Source organism: Amorphoplanes friuliensis DSM 7358 (genome assembly GCF_000494755.1).
Lineage (GTDB): Bacteria > Actinomycetota > Actinomycetes > Mycobacteriales > Micromonosporaceae > Actinoplanes > Actinoplanes friuliensis.
Map to the genome: position 1 here is coordinate 1,002,026 of NC_022657.1, position 19,986 is coordinate 1,022,011.

The 19,986-nt window shown below is 69.3% G+C and carries 30 protein-coding genes and 1 riboswitch; of the genes, 28 read left to right on the forward strand and 2 right to left on the reverse strand.

What is annotated here, in order from left to right:
• The first annotated feature begins 1 nt into the window (after position 1).
• From AFR_RS04625 to truA, 20 genes are all read left to right on the forward strand, one after another.
• On the forward strand, positions 2-187 hold the full coding sequence (locus AFR_RS04625) for a type Z 30S ribosomal protein S14 (protein WP_023358191.1): 186 nt from the start codon (positions 2-4) through the stop codon (positions 185-187).
• Between the two features lie 75 nt (positions 188-262).
• Positions 263-670 (forward strand): 30S ribosomal protein S8, encoded by a 408-nt coding sequence (rpsH, locus tag AFR_RS04630; protein WP_023358193.1) that lies wholly within the window; start codon positions 263-265, stop codon positions 668-670.
• 13 nt (positions 671-683) lie between these two features.
• Positions 684-1,226 carry a 50S ribosomal protein L6 gene (rplF, locus tag AFR_RS04635; protein ID WP_023358196.1) on the forward strand — a complete coding sequence of 181 codons (543 nt, stop codon included), beginning with the start codon at positions 684-686 and terminating at the stop codon, positions 1,224-1,226.
• Entirely contained in the window at positions 1,223-1,618 is a 396-nt protein-coding gene (rplR, locus tag AFR_RS04640; protein WP_023358197.1) for a 50S ribosomal protein L18, read from the forward strand. Before rplF ends, rplR begins: the two co-directional genes overlap by 4 nt.
• A gap of 12 nt (positions 1,619-1,630) precedes the next feature.
• A complete protein-coding gene (gene rpsE / locus AFR_RS04645; RefSeq protein WP_023358199.1) occupies positions 1,631-2,251 on the forward strand; it encodes a 30S ribosomal protein S5 in 621 nt (206 codons plus the stop codon).
• Positions 2,251-2,433 (forward strand): 50S ribosomal protein L30, encoded by a 183-nt coding sequence (rpmD, locus tag AFR_RS04650; RefSeq protein WP_023358201.1) that lies wholly within the window; start codon positions 2,251-2,253, stop codon positions 2,431-2,433. Before rpsE ends, rpmD begins: the two co-directional genes overlap by 1 nt.
• A complete protein-coding gene (gene rplO / locus AFR_RS04655; RefSeq protein WP_023358203.1) occupies positions 2,433-2,876 on the forward strand; it encodes a 50S ribosomal protein L15 in 444 nt (147 codons plus the stop codon). The genes rpmD and rplO overlap by 1 nt, the downstream gene beginning before the upstream one ends.
• 275 nt (positions 2,877-3,151) lie before the next feature.
• Positions 3,152-4,498, forward strand: a complete 1,347-nt coding sequence (gene secY / locus AFR_RS04660) for a preprotein translocase subunit SecY (RefSeq protein ID WP_023358205.1) — start codon at positions 3,152-3,154, stop codon at positions 4,496-4,498.
• A gap of 74 nt (positions 4,499-4,572) precedes the next feature.
• On the forward strand, positions 4,573-5,226 hold the full coding sequence (locus tag AFR_RS04665; protein ID WP_023358207.1) for an adenylate kinase: 654 nt from the start codon (positions 4,573-4,575) through the stop codon (positions 5,224-5,226).
• Position 5,227: 1 nt separating this feature from the next.
• A complete protein-coding gene (gene map / locus AFR_RS04670) occupies positions 5,228-6,082 on the forward strand; it encodes a type I methionyl aminopeptidase (RefSeq protein WP_023358210.1) in 855 nt (284 codons plus the stop codon).
• A 9-nt stretch (positions 6,083-6,091) separates the two neighbouring features.
• Entirely contained in the window at positions 6,092-6,529 is a 438-nt protein-coding gene (locus AFR_RS04675; protein WP_023358212.1) for a DUF1707 SHOCT-like domain-containing protein, read from the forward strand.
• Positions 6,530-6,580: 51 nt separating this feature from the next.
• Positions 6,581-7,093, forward strand: coding sequence for a DUF1707 SHOCT-like domain-containing protein (locus AFR_RS04680; RefSeq protein WP_041841790.1), 513 nt, complete (start codon positions 6,581-6,583; stop codon positions 7,091-7,093).
• Positions 7,094-7,333: 240 nt separating this feature from the next.
• The gene (infA, locus tag AFR_RS04685; protein WP_007073013.1) at positions 7,334-7,555 is read left to right on the forward strand and encodes a translation initiation factor IF-1; all 222 of its coding nucleotides are present in this window, start codon (positions 7,334-7,336) and stop codon (positions 7,553-7,555) included.
• A gap of 51 nt (positions 7,556-7,606) precedes the next feature.
• Positions 7,607-7,720, forward strand: a complete 114-nt coding sequence (gene rpmJ / locus AFR_RS04690) for a 50S ribosomal protein L36 (protein ID WP_023358216.1) — start codon at positions 7,607-7,609, stop codon at positions 7,718-7,720.
• A gap of 172 nt (positions 7,721-7,892) precedes the next feature.
• Entirely contained in the window at positions 7,893-8,273 is a 381-nt protein-coding gene (gene rpsM, locus AFR_RS04695; protein WP_023358218.1) for a 30S ribosomal protein S13, read from the forward strand.
• Positions 8,274-8,290: 17 nt separating this feature from the next.
• On the forward strand, positions 8,291-8,698 hold the full coding sequence (gene rpsK, locus AFR_RS04700; protein WP_015619020.1) for a 30S ribosomal protein S11: 408 nt from the start codon (positions 8,291-8,293) through the stop codon (positions 8,696-8,698).
• A 16-nt stretch (positions 8,699-8,714) separates the two neighbouring features.
• Entirely contained in the window at positions 8,715-9,341 is a 627-nt protein-coding gene (gene rpsD / locus AFR_RS04705) for a 30S ribosomal protein S4 (RefSeq protein WP_023358219.1), read from the forward strand.
• Positions 9,342-9,437: 96 nt separating this feature from the next.
• The gene (locus AFR_RS04710; RefSeq protein ID WP_023358222.1) at positions 9,438-10,460 is read left to right on the forward strand and encodes a DNA-directed RNA polymerase subunit alpha; all 1,023 of its coding nucleotides are present in this window, start codon (positions 9,438-9,440) and stop codon (positions 10,458-10,460) included.
• A 33-nt stretch (positions 10,461-10,493) separates the two neighbouring features.
• A complete protein-coding gene (gene rplQ / locus AFR_RS04715; RefSeq protein ID WP_023358224.1) occupies positions 10,494-11,078 on the forward strand; it encodes a 50S ribosomal protein L17 in 585 nt (194 codons plus the stop codon).
• A gap of 82 nt (positions 11,079-11,160) precedes the next feature.
• Entirely contained in the window at positions 11,161-11,976 is an 816-nt protein-coding gene (gene truA / locus AFR_RS04720) for a tRNA pseudouridine(38-40) synthase TruA (RefSeq protein ID WP_023358225.1), read from the forward strand.
• 57 nt (positions 11,977-12,033) lie between these two features.
• Here truA and AFR_RS43360 read toward each other — a convergent pair whose 3' ends face one another.
• Positions 12,034-12,870 carry a hypothetical protein gene (locus AFR_RS43360; RefSeq protein WP_148307873.1) on the reverse strand — a complete coding sequence of 279 codons (837 nt, stop codon included), beginning with the start codon at positions 12,868-12,870 and terminating at the stop codon, positions 12,034-12,036.
• A 241-nt stretch (positions 12,871-13,111) separates the two neighbouring features.
• Between AFR_RS43360 and AFR_RS04730 the strand changes: the two genes are divergently transcribed.
• Both AFR_RS04730 and AFR_RS04735 read left to right on the forward strand, forming a co-directional pair.
• Complete coding sequence (locus AFR_RS04730; protein WP_023358229.1) at positions 13,112-13,726, forward strand: class I SAM-dependent methyltransferase; 615 nt, start codon at positions 13,112-13,114, stop codon at positions 13,724-13,726.
• 31 nt (positions 13,727-13,757) lie between these two features.
• The gene (locus AFR_RS04735) at positions 13,758-15,413 is read left to right on the forward strand and encodes an ABC-F family ATP-binding cassette domain-containing protein (RefSeq protein WP_023358230.1); all 1,656 of its coding nucleotides are present in this window, start codon (positions 13,758-13,760) and stop codon (positions 15,411-15,413) included.
• On the opposite strand, the gene AFR_RS47370 is transcribed toward AFR_RS04735, so the two are convergent.
• Complete coding sequence (locus tag AFR_RS47370) at positions 15,410-15,784, reverse strand: hypothetical protein (protein ID WP_023358232.1); 375 nt, start codon at positions 15,782-15,784, stop codon at positions 15,410-15,412. The two genes, AFR_RS04735 and AFR_RS47370, sit on opposite strands and share 4 nt — an antisense overlap.
• A gap of 127 nt (positions 15,785-15,911) precedes the next feature.
• Positions 15,912-16,023: riboswitch (TPP riboswitch) on the forward strand.
• Positions 16,024-16,043: 20 nt separating this feature from the next.
• Between AFR_RS47370 and thiE the strand changes: the two genes are divergently transcribed.
• The 6 genes from thiE to thiD are packed head-to-tail and all read left to right on the forward strand — an operon-like array spanning position 16,044 to position 19,937.
• On the forward strand, positions 16,044-16,652 hold the full coding sequence (gene thiE / locus AFR_RS04745) for a thiamine phosphate synthase (protein ID WP_438829935.1): 609 nt from the start codon (positions 16,044-16,046) through the stop codon (positions 16,650-16,652).
• Positions 16,649-17,683 (forward strand): glycine oxidase ThiO, encoded by a 1,035-nt coding sequence (thiO, locus tag AFR_RS04750; RefSeq protein ID WP_023358236.1) that lies wholly within the window; start codon positions 16,649-16,651, stop codon positions 17,681-17,683. Before thiE ends, thiO begins: the two co-directional genes overlap by 4 nt.
• Complete coding sequence (gene thiS / locus AFR_RS04755; RefSeq protein ID WP_023358238.1) at positions 17,680-17,877, forward strand: sulfur carrier protein ThiS; 198 nt, start codon at positions 17,680-17,682, stop codon at positions 17,875-17,877. The genes thiO and thiS overlap by 4 nt, the downstream gene beginning before the upstream one ends.
• 25 nt (positions 17,878-17,902) lie before the next feature.
• Positions 17,903-18,619: a thiazole synthase gene (locus tag AFR_RS04760; RefSeq protein ID WP_052359646.1), complete on the forward strand. Its 717-nt coding sequence runs from the start codon at positions 17,903-17,905 to the stop codon at positions 18,617-18,619.
• The gene (locus AFR_RS04765) at positions 18,613-19,182 is read left to right on the forward strand and encodes a thiamine phosphate synthase (RefSeq protein ID WP_023358242.1); all 570 of its coding nucleotides are present in this window, start codon (positions 18,613-18,615) and stop codon (positions 19,180-19,182) included. The genes AFR_RS04760 and AFR_RS04765 overlap by 7 nt, the downstream gene beginning before the upstream one ends.
• Complete coding sequence (gene thiD / locus AFR_RS04770) at positions 19,179-19,937, forward strand: bifunctional hydroxymethylpyrimidine kinase/phosphomethylpyrimidine kinase (protein WP_023358244.1); 759 nt, start codon at positions 19,179-19,181, stop codon at positions 19,935-19,937. The genes AFR_RS04765 and thiD overlap by 4 nt, the downstream gene beginning before the upstream one ends.
• Positions 19,938-19,986 lie beyond the last annotated feature (49 nt).

The window sequence follows — 19,986 nt, forward strand, 5'->3', positions numbered from 1 at the left end:
CATGGCTAAGAAGGCGCTGATCATCAAGGCGGCCGCGAAGCCGAAGTTCGCCGTTCGTGCGTACACCCGCTGCCAGAAATGCGGGCGTCCGCACTCGGTCTACCGCAAGTTCGGTCTGTGCCGGGTGTGTCTCCGGGACATGGCCCACCGCGGTGAACTGCCCGGCGTGTCCAAGGCTTCCTGGTAATCCAAGCTTGTAATACCGCTTCGCCGTAGGCCCGGGACCCCTGGGAACCCCGGCGAGAAAGGTTGACGAATACCCATGACGATGACGGACCCGATCGCAGACATGCTCACGCGTCTGCGTAACGCCAACCAGGCGTACCACGACAAGGTGACGATGCCCTTCTCGAAGATCAAGGCGAACATCGCCGAGGTCCTCAAGGCAGAGGGCTACATCGCCTCCTGGACGGCCGAGGACCCCGCTGAAGGCGAAGTCGGCAAGCGCCTGGTCGTTGAGCTCAAGTACGGCCAGAGCCGCGAGCGCAGCCTCGCCGGCATCAAGCGCGTGTCCAAGCCCGGTCTCCGGGTGTACGCCAAGTCCGACGAGCTCCCCCGGGTGCTCGGCGGCCTGGGTGTCGCGATCGTTTCGACGTCCCAGGGGCTGCTGACCGACCGGCAGGCCCGCAAGCGGAGCGTTGGCGGGGAAATCCTCGCCTTCGTTTGGTAACGGAGACTCTGACATGTCGCGAATCGGACGTAAGTCGATCCCGGTACCGGCCGGCGTCGACGTCACCATCACGGGCCAGACCGTCAAGGTCAAGGGCCCCAAGGGCGAGCTCTCGCACACCGTGGCCGAGCCCATCACTGTCGAGAAGGCGGAGAACGGCGAGCTCGCCGTCAACCGCCCGAACGACGAGCGCCGGGCCAAGGAACTCCACGGCCTCTCGCGTACCCTGGTCGCCAACATGATCGTCGGCGTCACCGAGGGCTACAAGAAGACGCTGGAGATCAACGGCACCGGTTACCGCGTGACCGCCAAGGGCAAGGACCTCGAGTTCGCCCTGGGCTTCTCGCACCCGGTCAACGTCGTTCCGCCGGCCGGCATCACCTTCTCGGTGGAGCGGCCGACGCAGTTCACGGTCACCGGCATCGACAAGCAGCTCGTCGGCGAGGTTGCCGCGAACATCCGGAAGATCCGCCCGCCGGAGCCGTACAAGGGCAAGGGCGTCAAGTACCAGGGCGAGGTCATCCGCCGCAAGGCTGGAAAGGCAGGTAAGAAGTGACCGCCACGCTGCTCAAGCGCCGCAATGGCGGCGGTGCGTCGTACAAGCGCGCCGTCGGCAAGGCACGTCGGCACTTCCGGGTCCGCAAGAACGTCAGCGGCACCGCCGAGCGTCCCCGTCTGGTCGTCACCCGGTCCACGCGGAACATCACCGCGCAGATCGTCGACGACCTCAAGGGCCACACGCTCGTGTCGGCCTCCACGCTCGACGCCTCCCTGCGGGGCGGCGAGGGTGACAAGAGCGCTCTGGCCGGCAAGGTCGGGGCTCTTCTCGCCGAGCGGGCCAAGGCCGCGGGCGTTTCCAAGGTCGTCTTCGACCGCGGTGGCAACCGGTACGCGGGGCGGATCGCCGCGCTGGCCGACGCCGCCCGCGAAGCCGGACTCGAGTTCTAGGAGGGATGACCTATGCCTGGTCAGCAGCGTCGAGGCGGCGGGACCGGCGGTAACAACGAAGGTGGCCGCCGTGACAACCGCCGTGAAGGCGGACGCGGTAACGCGCCTGTCGAGAAGACCCCGCATCTCGAGCGGGTCGTAGCGATCAACCGTGTCGCCAAGGTCGTCAAGGGTGGTCGTCGCTTCAGCTTCACCGCCCTCGTGATCGTCGGCGACGGCGACGGCACGGTCGGCATCGGCTACGGAAAGGCCAAGGAGGTGCCCGCGGCCATCGCCAAGGGTGTCGAAGAGGCCAAGAAGCACTTCTTCAAGGTGCCGCGCATCGCCGCGACGATCCCCCACCCGATCACGGGTGAGGCCGCCGCCGGTGTCGTGCTCCTCAAGCCGGCCTCCGCCGGTACCGGCGTCATCGCCGGTGGCCCGGTGCGCGCCGTCCTGGAGTGCGCCGGTATCCACGACGTGCTCTCGAAGAGCCTCGGCTCCTCGAACCCGATCAACATCGTGCACGCGACTGTGGCGGCCCTGAAGGGCCTGGAGTCCCCGGAGGCCGTTGCGGCCCGCCGTGGCCTCCCGGTCGAGGACGTCGCCCCTGCGGCCATGCTGGCGTCGCGCGCGGAAGCGGCGGTGCGCTGATGGCACGCTTGAAGGTCACCCAGCTCCGGTCCGGCATCGGCCGTAAGCAGAACCAGCGGGACTCCCTGCGGTCGCTCGGGCTGAAGCGGATCAACGATGTGGTGGTCAAGGAGGACCGTCCCGAAATTCGGGGCATGATCTTCGCCGTGAACCACCTCGTCAGTGTCGAGGAGGTCGAGTAATGGCGATCAAGGTTCACCACCTGCGTCCGGCGCCCGGCGCCAAGACCGCGAAGACCCGTGTGGGTCGCGGTGAAGGCTCCAAGGGCAAGACCGCCGGCCGCGGCACCAAGGGCACGAAGGCGCGTTACCAGGTTCCGGCCCGGTTCGAGGGTGGGCAGATGCCCCTCCACATGCGCCTGCCCAAGATGAAGGGCTTCAAGAACAAGAACAAGGTCGTCTTCCAGGTCGTGAACCTGGAGCGTCTGGCCGAGCTCTTCCCGAACGGTGGCGAGGTCGGCCCGCTGGAGCTCGCCGACGCCGGCGCGGTCCGTCGTGGCCACCCGGTCAAGGTTCTGGGCTCCGGCGAGCTGGGTAGCGTGACGCTGCAGGTTTCTGCGCACGCGTTCAGCGAGTCCGCCAAGGAGAAGATCGCAGCTGCTGGTGGTTCCGCCACCGAGCTGTGAGGCTTTCCGGGGATGCTCGCCCGGGCATCGCGAGATGCTCGGGCAGCATCCCCGTTGTGGCGTCTGACCTGGCCTTTTGTCAGAGCGGGCGCAAATGTTCCACCGGTTGCCGGATCGCCCTTCGTCCCCGGGCGTCACAGATGCGGCGACCGTGCCTCACAACAGGCACGTCAGACTGTTAAAGTCCGTTCCCAGCTAGGGATATCGGTCGTCCGGACCGATGCCTCCCCCCATCCGCCGGTTTCCAGGCGGTCACCTCGCGCAGGAGGAAGAAGTTGCTCTCCGCCTTTTCCAGTGCGTTCCGGACGCCTGACCTGCGCAAGAAGTTGCTGTTCACAGTAGCGATCATCGCGGTCTATCGGCTCGGTGCCACTCTGCCCAGCCCAGGCGTGTCCTACACCAACGTCCAGAACTGTCTCGACGTGGTGAACAGCACCAACGCCGGCGGCGGGGTGCTCAACCTCCTGAACCTGTTCTCCGGCGGTGCGCTTCTTCAGCTGTCGGTCTTCGCGCTCGGCATCATGCCGTACATCACGGCCTCCATCATTCTGCAGTTGCTGACCGTGGTGATTCCCCGCCTCGAGCAGCTCCGCAAGGAGGGCCAGTCCGGCCAGGCGAAGATCACCCAGTACACCCGCTACCTGACCCTGGGTCTCGCGGTCCTGCAGTCCTCGGCGTTCGTGGCCCTGGCCCGCTCCGGCCAGCTCTTCGCCAACGCCTGCCCGCAGGATCAGTCGAACTTCCAGATCGTCCCCGAGAACACCGGGGTACCGATGTGGCTGACCCTGGTCATGCTGGTCATCACGATGACCGCCGGTACCGGTGTGGTCATGTGGCTCGGTGAGCTCATCACCGACCGCGGCGTCGGCAACGGCATGTCGGTCCTCATCTTCACCTCGATCGCCGCCCGCCTCCCCGGCGAGGGCTGGACGATCAAGCAGACCAGCGGCACGGGCAAGTTCCTGCTGGTGATCGCGCTCGTGCTGATCGTCATCTGCGCGGTCGTCTTCATCGAGCAGGCTCAGCGCCGCATCCCGGTCCAGTACGCGAAGCGCATGATCGGCCGGCGCATGTACGGCGGAACCTCGACGTACATCCCGCTCAAGGTCAACCAGGCCGGTGTCGTCCCGGTCATCTTCGCGTCCTCGCTGCTCTACCTGCCGCAGCTGTACCTGCAGTTCTTCGACCAGAACAACCTCAAGGGTTATCAGCAGTGGATCCAGAACAACCTGGCGAACCCGAGCCACTGGATCTACATCACCACGTACTTCCTGCTGATCATCTTCTTCACGTACTTCTACGTCTCGATCACGTTCAACCCGACCGAGGTCGCGGACAACATGAAGAAGTACGGTGGTTTTGTTCCGGGCATCCGGCCCGGTAAGCCGACCGCCGACTACCTGGACTTCATCCTCAGCCGGATCACCCTGCCGGGCGCGCTCTACCTCGGTTTGATCTCGGTTCTGCCCAACTTCTTCTTCATCTGGCTGAACAATGCCCAGTACCAGAACTTCCCGTTCGGTGGTACGGCGGTGCTGATCATGGTGGGTGTGGGTCTGGAGACGGTCAAGCAGATCGAGAGCCAGCTGATGCAGCGCAACTACGAAGGGTTCCTCCGGTAGTGGGGGCGCGGAGCCGGGGGGCTCTTGCGTCTGTGGTTTGCGAGGCTCGTTCTCACCGAAGCGAGGCGATGTAGGTGCGGCTGGTACTGGTGGGCCCTCCGGGGGCCGGCAAGGGGACCCAGGCTGAGTTCATCGCTGCCCATCTCGCCGTACCGAAGATCTCGACCGGTGACATCTTCCGGGCCAACGTGTCGCAGGGAACTCCCCTCGGCGTCGAGGCCAAGCGGTACATGGACGCGGGCAACCTCGTCCCGGACGAGGTCACCATCAACATGGTTCGCGATCGGCTGGCCGAGCCCGACGCCGGCGACGGTTTCCTGCTGGACGGTTTCCCGAGAACCGTCCCGCAGGCGTCGGCCCTCGACAAACTCCTGGCGGACCTCGGCATCGCGCTCGATCTGGTGATGGAGCTCGTGGTCGACGACGACGAGGTGATCCGGCGGCTCTCGGGCCGCCGGACCTGCCGCGGTTGCGGCAAGATCTGGCACGTCGAGTTCGACCCGACCAGCAAGGACAACATCTGCGACAGGTGTGGTTCCGAGCTGTTCCAGCGGGACGACGACAAGGCGGAGACGATCGCGAACCGCCTCGTCGAGTACGCCGACAAGACGGCGCCGCTGGTCGACTTCTACGGTGCCCAGGGCAAGCTGGTGGGCATCGACGCGACCGGACCGGTCGAGGACGTCACGGTGCGCGCCATCGACGCCCTGCGGTCCTACGGGGGCTGAGATGCGCCGTCAGCAGCTGGACATTCAGCTGAAGACCCCGGAGCAGATCGAGCTCATGCGCGGCGCGGGCCTCGTGGTCGCCGCCGCGCTCGACGCGATGCGCGATGCGGTGGCGCCGGGTGTCTCCACCGCCGACCTCGACGCGATCGCGGAGAAGGTCATCCGTGACGCGGGCGCGGTCCCGTCGTTCAAGGGCTACCACGGCTTTCCCGCCTCGATCTGTGCCTCGGTCAACGAGCAGGTCGTGCACGGCATCCCCGGGGCCGATCAGGTCCTCAAGGAGGGCGACCTGTTGTCGCTCGACTGCGGGGCGATCCTGAACGGCTGGCACGGCGACTCCGCGATCACCGTCGGGGTCGGCGAGACCGACCCGGCCCTGCTGAGGTTGGCCGAGGTGGCCGAGGACGCCATGTGGGCCGGCATCGCCGCTGCCGCCCGCGGTGCGGCCAACGGCCGCGGCCGGCTGACCGACATCTCGTTCAACGTCGAGAAGGCCGTCCGCAAGGCCGGCCGGTACGGCATCGTCGACGGGTACGGCGGTCACGGCATCGGCACGGAGATGCACCAGGACCCGCACGTGCTCAACCACGGCAAGCCCGGCAAGGGCCCGCGCCTGGTGCCCGGTCTGTGCCTGGCGATCGAGCCCATGATCACCATGGGTTCGCCGCGGACGGTCGAGCTGGACGACGGGTGGACCGTTGTCACCCGAGACGCTTCGATGGCCGCCCACGTGGAGCACACGATGGCGCTGCTCGACGACGGCGTCTGGGTGACCACCGCGGTCGACGGCGGCCGGGCCCGCCTGGGCGACCTGGTGACGTCCCGCCAGCCTGCGGTTGACTCGCTCTCGGAGTAAAAAGGTCCCATGGAGCGCAACGACATGCGGGCCGGCGACAGCGAGCGCCAAGCCACCGCCGACAAGCTGAAGACCGCGCTCGACGAGGGCCGGCTCGATCTGCACGAGTACGACGAGCGGCTGCAGAAGACGTACTCGGCGAAGACCTTCGGTGATCTCGACACACTGGTGACCGATCTGCCGGGGACGATTCCCACCCAGCAGTCCCGCGTGGAGCCCTATCAGGCGCCCTCAGCGCCGCAGACAGCCGCGACGACGGGCAAGAAGTCCAAGCAGCAGGGTGCCGGTCAGTTCGTGGTCTCCTACGGCGGTGTGGTGCTCGTCTGCGTCATCATCTGGGCCCTCACGAGTCTGGGTTCGGGCGAGCTCCGCTACTTCTGGCCCGGGTGGATGCTCATCCCGCTCGTCTTCGGGCTGCTCGGCCGGTACAACAACAAAAATCGCTAGCGCCGATCGTGGTCCCGCCCTGGCATGCTGGAGGGCATGGGGCGGGACGAGATGCGAGCGGCCGACGGCGATCGGCAGGCTGTCGCCGACCAGTTGAAAGCCGCGCTCGACGAGGGCCGGCTCGATCTGCACGAGTACGACGAACGGCTGCAGCAGGCGTATGCCGCCAAGACCTACGGCGAGTTGCAGCCCCTGCTCGGTGATCTGCCCTCGGCCGCGGTGCCGGCGCCCCGGTCGCCGGAGTCCGCCGCTCTGGTGTCTGCTTCCAACGCCGAGCTGACCCGGCGGTGGCTTCTCGAGGTGTGGGGCAGCTGGTTCCCCGTGGTCGGCATCACCACGGCGATCTGGCTGATCTCGTGGATCGCGTCGTCGGGGGAGAACGCGTACTTCTGGCCCATCTGGGTCGCCGGGCCGTGGGGTGCGTTCCTGGTCTTCGCCACGGTGGCGGGCCTGGCCAGCGGCGAGCCGCGCAAGCAGGCCGAGAAGAAGGCCCGCAAGGAGCAGGCGAAGCAGTTGAAGCGGGAGCGCAAGGCACTGGCGGAAAAGGAGCACAAAGCGGGCTGATTGCCCGCTTGTGTCCTGTTCTGACACCCGTCGACACACCCGACCCCGGGTTGCGGCGACCTCGGTTTGGTGTCGATGCACCGGCGCGCGTACACTGGCTAGCTGGCGCGCAGCGTCCACTCTTCCATGTCCACCAGCGCTTCGGTGGAGGAAGAGCCGCGGCTGGTTCCGGGTCGATCCCTCGCCCCGGAATGAACGTTGTGAGCCCGCCCCAGAACCCGATGTCAGGTAGCGGAGGACATGCCAAAGAAAGACGGAGCCATCGAGATCGAAGGCCGAGTGATCGAGCCTCTGCCGAACGCCATGTTCCGTGTGGAGCTTGCAAATGGTCACAAGGTACTGGCTCATATCAGCGGCAAGATGCGGCAGCACTACATCCGCATCCTCCCGGAGGACAGAGTCGTCGTCGAGCTTTCGCCGTACGACCTGACCCGCGGGCGAATTGTCTACCGCTACAAGTAATCGGTCGCGGGGGCTTACCCAGTCCCGTCTGACGAGAGTTAAGGCACAACCGTGAAGGTCAAGCCGAGCGTCAAGCGGATCTGCAACAAGTGCCGGGTCATCCGCCGGCACGGCCGGGTCATGGTCATCTGCGACGACCCGCGCCACAAGCAGCGCCAGGGCTGATTTCTCAGCCGCACGCTGTCAGATCCGTTCCATGAACAAGCTCGTCCCAGCCGCCGGGTCATCACGTCGATGAGTCGCGGTTTCACCCCCGGTCGGAGGCCGGGGCCCGCCCGGGCAGGCGGGATGGGACTGGCACAGACCTCCGTGAGACACCTGAGGAGTACGCCCACTTATGGCTCGACTCGTCGGCGTCGATCTTCCCCGCGAAAAGCGGATGGAGATCGCGCTCACCTACATCTTCGGGGTCGGTCGGACCCGCGCTGTCGAGGCGCTCACTTCGACCGGCATTGACCTGAACAAGCGCGCCAAGGACCTCACGGACGAGGAGCTGGTCCAGCTCCGCGACTACATCGAGGGCAATTTCAAGGTTGAAGGCGACCTGCGCCGCGAGGTCGCCGCCGACATCCGCCGCAAGGTCGAGATCGGCTGCTACGCCGGCATCCGCCACCGCCGGGGTCTCCCCGTCCGCGGACAGCGGACGCGGACCAACGCTCGTACCCGCAAGGGTCCGAAGCGCACGGTCGCTGGCAAGAAGAAGCCCGGTCGGAAGTAATAGGAGCGCACTGACTTATGCCACCGAAGGCACGCGCTGGGGCCCCTGTCAAAAAGGTCCGGCGCAAGGAACGCAAGAACGTCGCCCACGGGCAGGCGCACATCAAGAGCACCTTCAACAACACCATCGTGTCGATCACCGACCCGACCGGTGCTGTGATCTCCTGGGCCTCGTCCGGCCAGGTTGGCTTCAAGGGCTCCCGCAAGTCGACTCCGTTCGCCGCGCAGCTGGCCGCCGAGGCCGCCGCTCGCCGGGCCATGGAGCACGGCATGCGCAAGGTCGACGTGTTCGTCAAGGGCCCCGGTTCCGGCCGGGAGACCGCCATCCGTTCGCTGCAGGCCGCGGGCCTCGAGGTCGGTCAGATCTCCGACGTCACGCCGCAGCCGCACAACGGTTGCCGTCCGCCTAAGCGTCGCCGGGTCTAAGGGAGAGACAAGAAGCATGGCTCGTTACACAGGGGCGGACTGCAAGCGCTGCCGCCGCGAGAAGATGAAGCTGTTCCTCAAGGGCAGCAAGTGCGACGGGCCCAAGTGCCCGTTCGAGTCGCGTCCCTTCCCGCCCGGCCAGCACGGCCGTGGCCGGACCAAGGAGACCGAGTACCTGCTCCAGCACCGCGAGAAGCAGAAGGCCCGCCGCACCTACGGCGTGCTCGAGAAGCAGTTCCGCGGTTACTACGAGGAGGCTGTCACCAAGCCCGGCAAGACCGGTGAGGTGCTGCTGCAGATCCTCGAGTCGCGTCTCGACAACGTCGTCTACCGGGCCGGTTACGCCGCGTCCCGCGACATGGCCCGTCAGCTGGTCAAGCACGGCCACCTGCTGGTCAACGGCATCAAGGTCGACATCCCGTCGTACCGGGTGAAGGACCACGACATCGTTCAGGTCCGGGAGAAGTCCCGCGAGATGACGCCGTTCGTGGTTGCGCAGGCTCAGGCGGGTTCCCGCCCGACGCCGGCGTGGCTGGAGCCCATCCCGAGCGAGATGAAGATCCTGATCCACACGCTCCCGGCGCGTCAGGTCATCGACACGCAGGTCCAGGAGCAGCTGATCGTCGAGCTCTACTCCAAGTAGCGCTCCGGGTCCCGGCATCCCTGCACGGGGTGCCGGGACCGCATCACCACAGGACGGGCGTCATATAGCGGACGCCCCGAACGAAAGAAGAAACGCGTGCTCATCAGCCAGCGCCCGAGCCTCTCGGAAGAGTCGCTCAGCGAGACCCGCTCCCGGTTCACGATCGAGCCCCTGGAGCCGGGCTTCGGCTACACCCTCGGCAACTCGCTCCGGCGGACCCTGCTGTCGTCGATCCCGGGCGCAGCGGTCACCAGCATCAAGATCGACGGCGTGCTGCACGAGTTCACCACCATCCCCGGTGTCAAGGAGGACGTGGTCGAGCTCGTCATGAACGTCAAGGAGCTGACCGTGAGCTCCGAGCACGACGAGCCCGTCAGCATGTACCTGCGCAAGCAGGGCCCGGGCGACGTCACCGCGGGCGACATCCAGCCCCCGGCCGGCGTCTCCGTGCACAACCCCGACCTGAAGCTGGCCACGCTGAACAGCAAGGGCCGGCTCGACATGGAGCTCACCGTCGAGCGGGGTCGTGGCTACGTCACGGCCGCGCAGAACAAGAGCGCCGGTGCCGAGATCGGCCGCATCCCGGTCGACTCGATCTACTCGCCGGTCATGAAGGTGACCTACCGCGTCGAGGCGACCCGTGTCGAGCAGCGCACCGACTTCGACCGTCTGATCATCGACGTCGAGTCGAAGGCGTCGATCTCGCCCCGTACCGCGCTGGCGTCGGCCGGTTCGACCCTGGTCGAGCTGTTCGGTCTCTGCCGCGAGCTGGACGAGACCGCCGAGGGCATCGACATCGGACCGTCCCCGCAGGACGCTCAGCTCGCCGCCGACCTGGCTCTCCCGATCGAGGAGCTGGACCTCACGGTCCGGTCGTACAACTGCCTCAAGCGCGAGGGCATCAACACCGTCGGTGAACTGATCGGGCGGACGGAGGCCGACCTTCTGGATATAAGGAATTTCGGTCAGAAGTCGATCGACGAGGTCAAGATGAAGCTCGCCGGAATGGGCCTGGGACTGAAGGACAGCGCGCCGTCCTTCGACCCGGCGCACGTGGTCGACTCGTTCGGCGACGTGGACTACGACACCGACGACTACCGCGAGACCGAGCAGCTGTAATCCGGCTGCCCGCCATTCTTTAGGAGCCCAGAAATGCCCACGCCCACCAAGGGTCCCCGCCTCGGCGGTTCCCCGGCGCACGAGAAGCTGCTGCTGGCCAACCTGGCCACGGAGCTCTTCCGGCACGGGAAGATCAAGACCACCGAGACCAAGGCCAAGCGCCTGCGCCCCCTGGCGGAGCAGCTGATCACCAAGGCCAAGCGCGGTGACCTGCACTCCCGTCGCCGGGTCCTGGGTGTCGTCAAGGACAAGGACGTCGTCTACTCGCTGTTCGAGCAGATCGCGCCGCGGTACACCAACCGCCCGGGTGGTTACACCCGGATCACCAAGACCGGCCCGCGCAAGGGTGACGCCGCTCCCATGGCCGTCATCGAGCTGGTCGAGGAGCTGCAGGTCGCGGCCACCACGGCGCCGGCCAAGAAGGCGGCCCGCAAGGCCGCCGCGCAGCAGGACAAGGTCGAGGCGCTCGCCCGCGAGGACGAGGCTCCCGCCACGACCACCACGTCCGAGACTGCCGGTGACCAGGACGCCGAGCCGCCGGTCAACGCTTCCGGTGACAAGGGCGCCGAGGGCCCGGGTGACAAGGCCGAGGGCGAAGACCCCGACGCCAAGGCCTGATCCAGGCCAAGGTTCTGAGAGGCCCGGCACCCTTCGTGGGTGCCGGGCTTTCCTTTTCCCGGTACGCACGGAGAGGTCCAGCATGGACGAGACGACGCGCCTCCGCCTGGACGTCTCTTACGACGGCCGCGACTTCTCGGGCTGGGCGGTGCAGCCGTCGCGGCGTACGGTCGCCGGGGTGCTCCTCGAGGCCCTGGAGCGACTCACCGGCCCCGACGTGGCGCTGGGTCTGACGGTTGCCGGGCGTACGGATGCCGGGGTGCACGCCACCGGCCAGGTGTGCCACATCGACCTGCCCACGGCGACGTGGTCGGCGCTGGAGAGTTCGCTGGTGCGCCGCCTGGCCGCGCTGATGCCACCCGACGCCCGCGTCCGCGCCGTCACGCCGGTGCCGTCCACGTTCGACGCGCGCTTCTCGGCGACCTTCCGCCGGTACGAGTACCGCATCGCCGACACCACCTTCGGACCCGAGCCGCTGCGCCGCCACGACACGCTCTGGTGGGTACGCCCGCTGGACCTGGACCGGTTGCAGCAGGCCGCCGACGGCCTGGTGGGTCTGCACGACTTCGCGGCGTTCTGCAAGCGCAAGGAGCACGCCACGACCGTCCGCGCGATCACCCGCCTCGACTGGCGCCGCGAGGCCGACGGGGTGGCCGTGGCGACCGTGCAGGCGGACGCGTTCTGCCAGGCCATGGTCCGCAGCCTGGTCGGCGCGATGCTGACGGTCGGCGACGGGCGTCGTGCGCCGGAGTGGCCGGCCAAGCTGCTGTCCTTGCGGGAACGCTCGAGCGAGGTCACCGTCGCGCCCGCGCACGGGCTCACGCTGATCGCCGTGGGATACGCCGCGGAGGCCGATTACGCCGAGCGCGCCGAGGCCACCCGCCGGCTGCGTGCCTGACGCGGCGCGCGCGCCGAGCGGGCCGAAGCCACGCGTCGCGTGCGCGCCTGACGGGGCTTACGGCTCGATCGCACGCTTGGCCACGATCGTCTCGCCGAGGTACTGCTCGACGAGGTCGGCGGTGATCCGCTCCGCGTACGGGTCGTCGTCGGCGACGAGCTGACCGTCCGGCCGGGCGATCACGCAGTAGAGCAGGAAGTGGCCGCGGGAGTGCCAGCCGACCTGGGCCAGGGGCTCCGCGAGCGGGTCGCTGCCGAGCCCGCCCATCGCGGCGAAGCTGCCCCGGCCTTCCTCGACCAGGTCGCCGGCCTTGTCGGTGACCAGCGCGGCGCTGCCCTCGTCGGCGAGGTTGAAGATGCCCGCGGTCACCTGGTAGCCGCCGAACGGTGCGGTGAGGCCGGCCCGGACGACCTGGCTGCAGTCGTTCTCGGCCAGCAGCGCACCGAGGTCACCGGTCGTGGCGATCTGGCAGTCGGTGTCGATGTGGGTCATCGTGACCTGGTAGGGCGCCGCACCCGAGACCAGGCGGATCTCCTGCTCGGGGAACACTTCGCCCTGGGTCAGCGGCTTGTCGTCGAGCGCCCGGCTGCTGATCGCCAGCGACGAGACCGGCGGCGGTGGGGCGGCGGAGTCACCGCCGTGGCCGCGTCGCTCGTCGGCGATGATGAAAAAGGCGCTCAGGCCGACGATCGACGTGATGATCAGGGCGGCCATGCCGCTCATCAGCGACTGCAGCGCCTGCTGCGGCTCACGGGGTGCCCGCCGCTGAGGCCCGCGCCGCGGTGCTGCGGCGCGGGTCTGGCGGTGCTGCGGCGGGGCCTGTCGGGTCAGGCCCTGCCGGGCGAACGCTTGGCGGGCGAGGGCCGGTCCGCCCAGCGCCTGTCGCGTCAGCAACGCGAGCCCGCCCTCCGGCTCCGCACGATGAGCATTCCCACGAGGAGCGCGAGAAGGATCCGCACGACGGACATCTGCGTGATGGGCATGAGCCGTCGCACGACGAGCGGAACGGGAGTGCGGATTGCCAAGCATGGACGTCACGGTAGGAGCGCACCGTGATCGATGAACGCACAGGATGTGCGGCACCCCCGTGGGTCCTCCCGTCGTTGCTGTGCGGGGGCTGGGGGAGGATGACGGGGTGACCGCCGACCATTACTTCAGCGCCGATCCGGCTGCGCCCGGGCGCCGGAGCCGCATCGAGTTCACCGCCGCCGGGAAGGCGTACGACCTGGCTGTCGCCGGCGGGGTGTTCTCCGCCGGGCGGCTCGACCCCGGCACCGCCGTCCTGCTGCGCAAGGGTGATCTGCCCAGCGCCACGACCGGTGGCACGTTCCTCGACCTGGGCTGCGGCTACGGCCCGATCGCCTGCGTGCTCGCGTCCGAGGCGCCGGATGCGACGGTGTGGGCGATCGACGTCAACACCCGGGCACGGGAGCTCACCGAGGAGAACGCCAAGACCCTGGGCCTGGCCGGCCGGGTGCGCGTGGCCGCCCCGGACGACGTACCCGGGGAGGTGCTCTTCGATCAGATCTGGAGCAACCCGCCCACCCACGTCGGCAAGGCGGAGTTGCACACTTTGCTGGAACGCTGGATGCCGCGGCTCCGGCCCGGCGGCACCGCCTGGATCGTGATCAACCGGAACCTTGGTGGTGATTCGCTGCACACCTGGCTCACCTCGTGGGGGTGGGACGTGGCGCGTACGGCCAGCCAGCGCGGGTTCCGGGTGCTGCGGGTGACCCGGAAAACCGACTGACCTGCGTCTCTTTCTCGGGCAGGATGCTCGCGTGGGTTATGTAGACGTTTCCGGGGCCGGTTTTGTGCTGCCGGACGGCCGTGAGCTCTTCGCCGACGTGTCGTTCCGGGTCGGCGAGGGTGCAAAGGTGGCCTTGGTCGGGCCGAACGGCGCCGGTAAGACGACGTTGCTGCGGATGGTCGCCGGGGACACACCGACGCCGATCGGCACGATCGCCCGTGCCGGTGGCCTCGGTGTCATGCGGCAGTTCATCGGCATGATCGGCGACGACCGCACGCTCGACGACCTGGCGTTGTCCCTGGTCGCGCCGCCGCTGCGCGCGGCGGGTGCGCTGCTGGCGTCGGCACAGGCCACGCTCGACGCCAAGCCCGACGCCGAGAAGGCGCAGCTGGCCTACGCCAACGCCATCGCCGGCTGGGGTGAGGCCGGTGGCTACGACGCCGAGGTGCTCTTCGACGTCGTGGCCGTGGGCATCCTCGGCAAGCCGTGGGAGGAGGTCAGGCACCGTCCGGTGCGGACACTCTCCGGCGGCCAGCAGAAACGCTTCGCCCTCGATCTGCTGCTGCGCGGCAGTGACGAGGTGCTGCTGCTCGACGAGCCGGACAACTTCCTCGACGTGCCCGGCAAACGCTGGCTGGAGACGCGGCTGCGCGAGTCGTCGAAGTCGGTGCTCTTCGTGTCGCACGACCGGGAGCTGCTGGCGCAGACCGCCGACCGGGTCGTCGCCGTCGAGGGTGGCAGCGCGTGGACACATCCGGGCGGTTTTGCGTCCTGGCACGAGGCCCGCTCCGACCGCCACGAACGACTGCTCGAGCTGCGGCGGCGCTGGGACGAGGAGCACGAGAAGATCAAGGAGCTCGTTTTCACGCTGAAGAACAAGGCGGCGTACAACGACGGGCTGGCCTCGCGCTATCAGGCGGCGCAGACGCGTCTGCGGAAGTTCGAGGAGGCCGGTCCGCCGCCACTGCCACCCAAGGAGCAGTCGCTGCGGATGAACCTGCGCGGCGGGCGTACGGGTAAGCGCGCGGTGATGTGCACGGGCCTGGAGCTGGAGAACCTGACCTTCCCGTTCGACCTGGAGATCTGGTACGGCGACCGGGTCGCGGTGCTCGGCGCCAACGGCACGGGAAAGTCGCATTTCCTGCGGCTGCTCGCGGCCGGTGGCACTTCGCCCGATGTGGACAACAAACCGGTCGACGGCGCCCCGCTGGCCCACGTCGCGCACAACGGCGTCGCCCGGCTCGGCGCACGGGTGCGGCCCGGGCATTTCTCGCAGACACACGACCGCCCCGAGCTGCTGAAACGCACCCTGGTCGAGATCCTGTGGCGCGGCGACGATCACCGTTCCGGCATGGACCGCGCGGGCGCGATGAAGGCCCTCAACCGGTACGAGCTGGCGGCGCAGGGCGACCAGGTTTTCGGCACACTCTCGGGCGGCCAGCAGGCGCGTTTCCTGGTGCTTCTGCTGGAGTTGTCCGGTGCGACCGTTCTGCTGCTGGACGAGCCGACGGACAACCTCGACCTGGCCTCGGCCGAAGCGCTCGAGGAGGGCCTGCAGGCGTTCGAGGGCACCGTGATCGCGGTGACCCACGACCGCTGGTTCACCCGCGGCTTCGATCGTTTTGTGCTTTTCCAGAGCGACGGCGAAGTTGTCGAGACCCCTGAGCCCGTCTGGGACGTGCGTTAGACCTTGTCGGCCGCGAGGTTGACCGGGTCCGCGGCGAGGCGGCGGTCGGTGGCCACATCGGACATACGTGTGCGCTGACCCCGGAGGCCGCGGCGGGAGAGCCCCGGCCAGCGGCGGCGGGCGCCCTGGCGGGTCATGCCTGCAGCGGCGCCCAGGTCGGGGTAGTCGGCGCCGTGCTCGGCCGCCCGTTCGGCCGCGACGGTGGCCAGCCGGGCGACCTCGCGCTCGGCGGTGGTGAGGGCGGCCAGCAGCGCGAGCCACGCCTGGCGTCTGTCGTCGCTGGTCAGGCCCTCGGCCCACGGTGATTCGGGCAGGTCCGGCTGCTCCCGGCGGGTCTCCGCCCAGAGGAAATCCCGCAATTCGTATCCCATGGCTGACTCCACCACCTGACAACACTTGTTGTCAACCTGACTTTTCCCCTGTTGTTCCAGCGTGGACGCGGTGCGCGGGAAAGCGGGGGTTTACGGCGGGCCCGGCGCGGGGTTACGGTCTCCGCGGAACCAACCCCACGGGAGTCCGGTGCACCGGGCTGAGAGGGGGGCTGTCGCGGCCCCCGACCGTCGAACCTGATCCGGATCATGCCGGCGCAGGGAGGAGCGAGTGGTGGGCCCTGTTTTTCCGCACCTTCATCTGATCACCGGCGGGCAAGATCCGCTGGCCGCCGTCGCGGCCGCGGTCGCTGCCGCTTCCCGGCTGGGTGCCACCGACCGGCTGGCGATCCAGGTACGCGTAGAGGACCACGTCACCGACCGGGACGCCTACGAGCTGGCCGACGCGGTGCTGGAGCTGTGCCGCCCCCACGGGGTGTTGTGCCTGGTCAACGATCGTCTTCATGTCGCACTGGCGGTCGGGGCGGACGGCGGGCACGTGGGTGCCGCGGACCTGCCCGTCGCGGCGGCACGCCGGGTGCTCGGATCGTCGGCGATGCTCGGCGCGACGTGCCGTGACGCGGACGCGGCGCGGGCGGCCCGGCGGGCGGGCGCCTCGTATCTCGGTGTGGGGCCCGCGTTTGCGACCACGACCAAGACCGGGCTGCCGGATCCGCTGGGCGTGGACGCGATCGGGGTGGTCGCCGCCGCGGTGCCGGACACCCCGATCGTCGCCATCGGCGGGGTGACGGCCAAGAACGCTGCCGGGCTGCGTGCCGCCGGGGCCGCCGCGGTGGCGGTCGTCGGCGCGATCATGAACGCCACCGACCCGCTGCGAGCCACCGAAGAACTCCTCGAGGCCGTCGCATGACCGCCGGTGAGGTGGTCGTGGTCGGGGGCGGGATCATCGGGCTGGCCGTGGCCTGGCGGTGTGTGCAGCGCGGGCTGGCCGTGACCGTGCACGACGACGGCGGTGATGACGGTGCCTGGTACGCCGCCGCGGGCATGCTCGCCCCGGCCGGGGAGGCGGGCTTCGGGCAGGACACGCTGACCGAGCTGATGGTCGAGTCCGCGGGGCGGTGGCCGGCGTTCGCCGCTGAGTTGGCGCGGGAGACGGGGATCGACGTCGGCTACGACAGCACGGGAACGCTGACCGTGGCCCTGACAGCCGACGACCTGGCTGAGGCTCAGCGACTGTGGGCGTACCGGAGGAGTTTGGGTCTGGGGGTGAGCCCGCTCGGGCCGAGCGCGCTGCGCGACCTGGAGCCGGCGCTGTCGCCGCGGTTGCGGGGTGGTGCGCACGCGCCCGATGACCGCCAGGTCGACCCGCGCCGGGTTGTCGCCGCCCTGCGCGCGATCCTGGGTGACGCTGTTGTCCGGCGCCGGGTCGACGAGGTGCCGGCGGGTGTGCCGGTGGTGGTCGCGGCGGGTTCCGGGACCGCGCGGCTGACGGGTCTTCCGGTGCGGCCGGTCAAAGGGCTCGTGCTGCGACTGCGCGGTGAGCCGGGTGTGCTGCGGCACGTCGTGAGCGGCTGGGCCGACGGGCGGCACGTTTATCTGGTGCCGCGTGCCGACGGTGAGGTGATCGTCGGCGCGACCCAGGAGGAGCGCACCGATCACACCGTGACCGCCGGGCACGTGCTCGACCTGCTGCGCGCGGCCACCGACCTGGTGCCGGTGCTGGGGGAGTTCGACCTGGTGGAGACGGTGGTGCGGCACCGGCCGGCCACACCCGACAACGCACCGCTGCTCGGTGCGGCAGGCGACGTGATCGTCGCGGCCGGTCATCACCGCAACGGGGTGCTGCTGGCGCCCGTCACCGCCGACCTCATCGCCGATCTGGTCGCGTGGGGGAAGCCCGATCCGCTGCTGGACGCGTTCTCGCCGGGGAGGTTCGTGTGAGGCTCATCCTGAACGGTGCTGCCCGGGAGGTCGACGTGGCCGATGTCGCCGCGCTGGTCGCGCAGCTGACCGAGGCGAGGCGCGGGGTCGCGGTCGCCGTCAACGGGGAGGTCGTGCCGCGGTCCGCGTGGACCGGCGCCCCGCTGCACGACGGCGACCGGGTCGAGGTCCTGACCGCGGCGCAGGGAGGCTGACGTGTTCGACCGATCTCGCCTGATCATGGGAACCGGCGGCGCGGCGAGCCTGGCCGCGCTCGAGGCCGCCATCGTGGCGTCCGGCACCGACATGGTCACCCTCGCCCTGCGCCGGGTCGACGCCGCCGGACCCGGGCTGCTGCCGATGCTCGACAACCTCGGCATGCGGATCTTGCCGAACACCGCCGGCTGTTACACCGCCGCCGACGCGGTCAAAGCCGCGCACCTGGCCCGCGAGGCGTTCGAGACGGACCTGGTGAAACTCGAGGTCATCGGTGACGAACGCACCCTGCTGCCGGACGGCGTGGAGCTGCTGCGGGCCGCCGAAACGCTGGTGGCGGACGGGTTTCAGGTGTTCCCGTACACCAGCGACGACCCGATCCTGGCCCGGCGGCTGGCCGACGCCGGGTGCGCCGCGGTGATGCCCGCCGGTGCCCCGATCGGGTCCGGGCTGGGCATCTCCAACCCGCACCACATCAGGCTCATCCGCGACAGCGTCGACGTGCCGGTGATCCTCGACGCGGGCATCGGCACCGCCTCGGACGCCGCGCTGGCGATGGAACTCGGCTGCGACGCGGTCCTCGTGGCCAGCGCCGTCACCCGGGCCGAGGACCCCGCGCGGATGGCCGCCGCGATGCGCCACGCCGTCGAAGCCGGCCGACTGGCGTTCGGCGCCGGCCGGATCCCGCGGCGCTACCACGCACTGGCGTCCACCTCGGACGAAGGGCGGCCGGCATGGTGATCCCCTCCGGCCTGGTGCTGCTCACCGATCGCCGGCTCGCGGCGCGACCGCTCGTCGAGGTGGTCGCGGCGGCGATCCGCGGCGGCGCGGCGTGGGTCGTCCTCCGCGACAAGGATCTCGGGTACGCCCACAGGCGCGCCCTCGCGACAGCCCTGCGAGCGGTGGTGCCGCCGGGACGACTCGTGATCGCCGGCCCGGACCCGCTGGGCGGTGACGCCGTGCACCTGTCCGCGACCGACCCGGTGCCGCCGGGTGTGGCACTCGTCGGCCGGTCCTGTCACGGCACGCCCCAGCTGTCCACCGAGGACTACGTCACCCTGTCGCCGATCTATCCGACGGCTACCAAACCGGGGTACGGGCCCGCACTCGGGCCGGCCCGGGCGGCGGCGCTGGCCGGAAGCGTGCCGTGGCTCGCCCTCGGCGGCATCGACTCACCCGCTCGGGTCGCCGAATGCCTGGCCGCGGGGGCTGCCGGGGTGGCGGTCCTCGGAGCCGTGATGCGGGCAGCCGATCCGGAAGCGGTGACCCGTGATCTTGTCGCCGCGGCGGGGGTGCCGGCATGACGCCGACCGTGGTGCTGACCATCGCCGGCTCCGACTCCGGTGGGGGCGCGGGCATCCAGGCCGACCTGAAGACGTTCGCGGCCCTCGGCGTCTACGGCGTTTCGGTGCTGACCGCGATCACGGCACAGAACACTCTCGGGGTCACCGCCATTCACCCCGTACCCGCCGACGTGGTGGCCGCCCAGCTGGACGCGGTGCTCGACGACTTCACCGTCGCAGCGGTCAAGGTCGGGATGATCGGGGATCCGGCGGTGGCCGAACTGCTGGCCGGGCGGGCCGCCGAGCTGCCCGCACTCGTGGTGGATCCGGTGCTCGTGGCCACCAGCGGAAGCCGGCTCTCCGGTGTTGCGGCTGTCGAGCCACTGGTGGCGTACCCCCGGGTCCTGACGCCGAACCGGCACGAGGCCGGCGCCCTGCTCGGACGGCCGGTGGGCACCGCCGAGGAGATGGCCGAGGCAGCCGCCGAGCTGGCGGCCCGCGGGCCGGACGCCGTGGTGGTGACCGGCAGCGAACTCGCCGTGGACGTGCTGCACCACGACGGACGGACGGTTGTGCTCACGGGTGAGCCGGTGCCGACCGTCAACAACCACGGGTCGGGCTGCACCTTCTCGTCCGCGATCGCGGCCCGGCTGGCCCTCGGTGACGACGTCGTCGCCGCGGTGCGTTTTGCCAAGCAGTACGTCGCCCGGGCACTCGCCGGCGGCCGTCATTGGAAGCTCGGCCACGGGCCGGGTCCGCTGCACCACTTCGTCTGAGGGACCGGTCGACCGGTTGTGCGCTGACGCGCGGCCGTTCGCTGCCCTG

Bases quoted from the DNA above. Each gene is read 5' to 3' on its own strand.
- map (WP_023358210.1), top strand. From the start codon at position 5,228: ATGCGCCGTCAGCAGCTGGACATTCAGCTGAAGACCCCGGAGCAGATC.
- rpsE (WP_023358199.1), top strand. From the start codon at position 1,631: ATGCCTGGTCAGCAGCGTCGAGGCGGCGGGACCGGCGGTAACAACGAA.
- rpsH (WP_023358193.1), top strand. From the start codon at position 263: ATGACGATGACGGACCCGATCGCAGACATGCTCACGCGTCTGCGTAAC.
- AFR_RS04760 (WP_052359646.1), top strand. From the start codon at position 17,903: ATGGGAACCGGCGGCGCGGCGAGCCTGGCCGCGCTCGAGGCCGCCATC.
- AFR_RS04675 (WP_023358212.1), top strand. From the start codon at position 6,092: ATGGAGCGCAACGACATGCGGGCCGGCGACAGCGAGCGCCAAGCCACC.
- truA (WP_023358225.1), top strand. From the start codon at position 11,161: ATGGACGAGACGACGCGCCTCCGCCTGGACGTCTCTTACGACGGCCGC.
- infA (WP_007073013.1), top strand. From the start codon at position 7,334: ATGCCAAAGAAAGACGGAGCCATCGAGATCGAAGGCCGAGTGATCGAG.
- rplF (WP_023358196.1), top strand. From the start codon at position 684: ATGTCGCGAATCGGACGTAAGTCGATCCCGGTACCGGCCGGCGTCGAC.
- rplQ (WP_023358224.1), top strand. From the start codon at position 10,494: ATGCCCACGCCCACCAAGGGTCCCCGCCTCGGCGGTTCCCCGGCGCAC.
- rpmD (WP_023358201.1), top strand. From the start codon at position 2,251: ATGGCACGCTTGAAGGTCACCCAGCTCCGGTCCGGCATCGGCCGTAAG.
- AFR_RS04625 (WP_023358191.1), top strand. From the start codon at position 2: ATGGCTAAGAAGGCGCTGATCATCAAGGCGGCCGCGAAGCCGAAGTTC.
- AFR_RS04765 (WP_023358242.1), top strand. From the start codon at position 18,613: ATGGTGATCCCCTCCGGCCTGGTGCTGCTCACCGATCGCCGGCTCGCG.
- thiD (WP_023358244.1), top strand. From the start codon at position 19,179: ATGACGCCGACCGTGGTGCTGACCATCGCCGGCTCCGACTCCGGTGGG.
- rpsK (WP_015619020.1), top strand. From the start codon at position 8,291: ATGCCACCGAAGGCACGCGCTGGGGCCCCTGTCAAAAAGGTCCGGCGC.
- rplO (WP_023358203.1), top strand. From the start codon at position 2,433: ATGGCGATCAAGGTTCACCACCTGCGTCCGGCGCCCGGCGCCAAGACC.
- rpsD (WP_023358219.1), top strand. From the start codon at position 8,715: ATGGCTCGTTACACAGGGGCGGACTGCAAGCGCTGCCGCCGCGAGAAG.
- AFR_RS04680 (WP_041841790.1), top strand. From the start codon at position 6,581: ATGCGAGCGGCCGACGGCGATCGGCAGGCTGTCGCCGACCAGTTGAAA.
- rpsM (WP_023358218.1), top strand. From the start codon at position 7,893: ATGGCTCGACTCGTCGGCGTCGATCTTCCCCGCGAAAAGCGGATGGAG.
- thiO (WP_023358236.1), top strand. From the start codon at position 16,649: ATGACCGCCGGTGAGGTGGTCGTGGTCGGGGGCGGGATCATCGGGCTG.
- AFR_RS47370 (WP_023358232.1), bottom strand. From the start codon at position 15,784: ATGGGATACGAATTGCGGGATTTCCTCTGGGCGGAGACCCGCCGGGAG.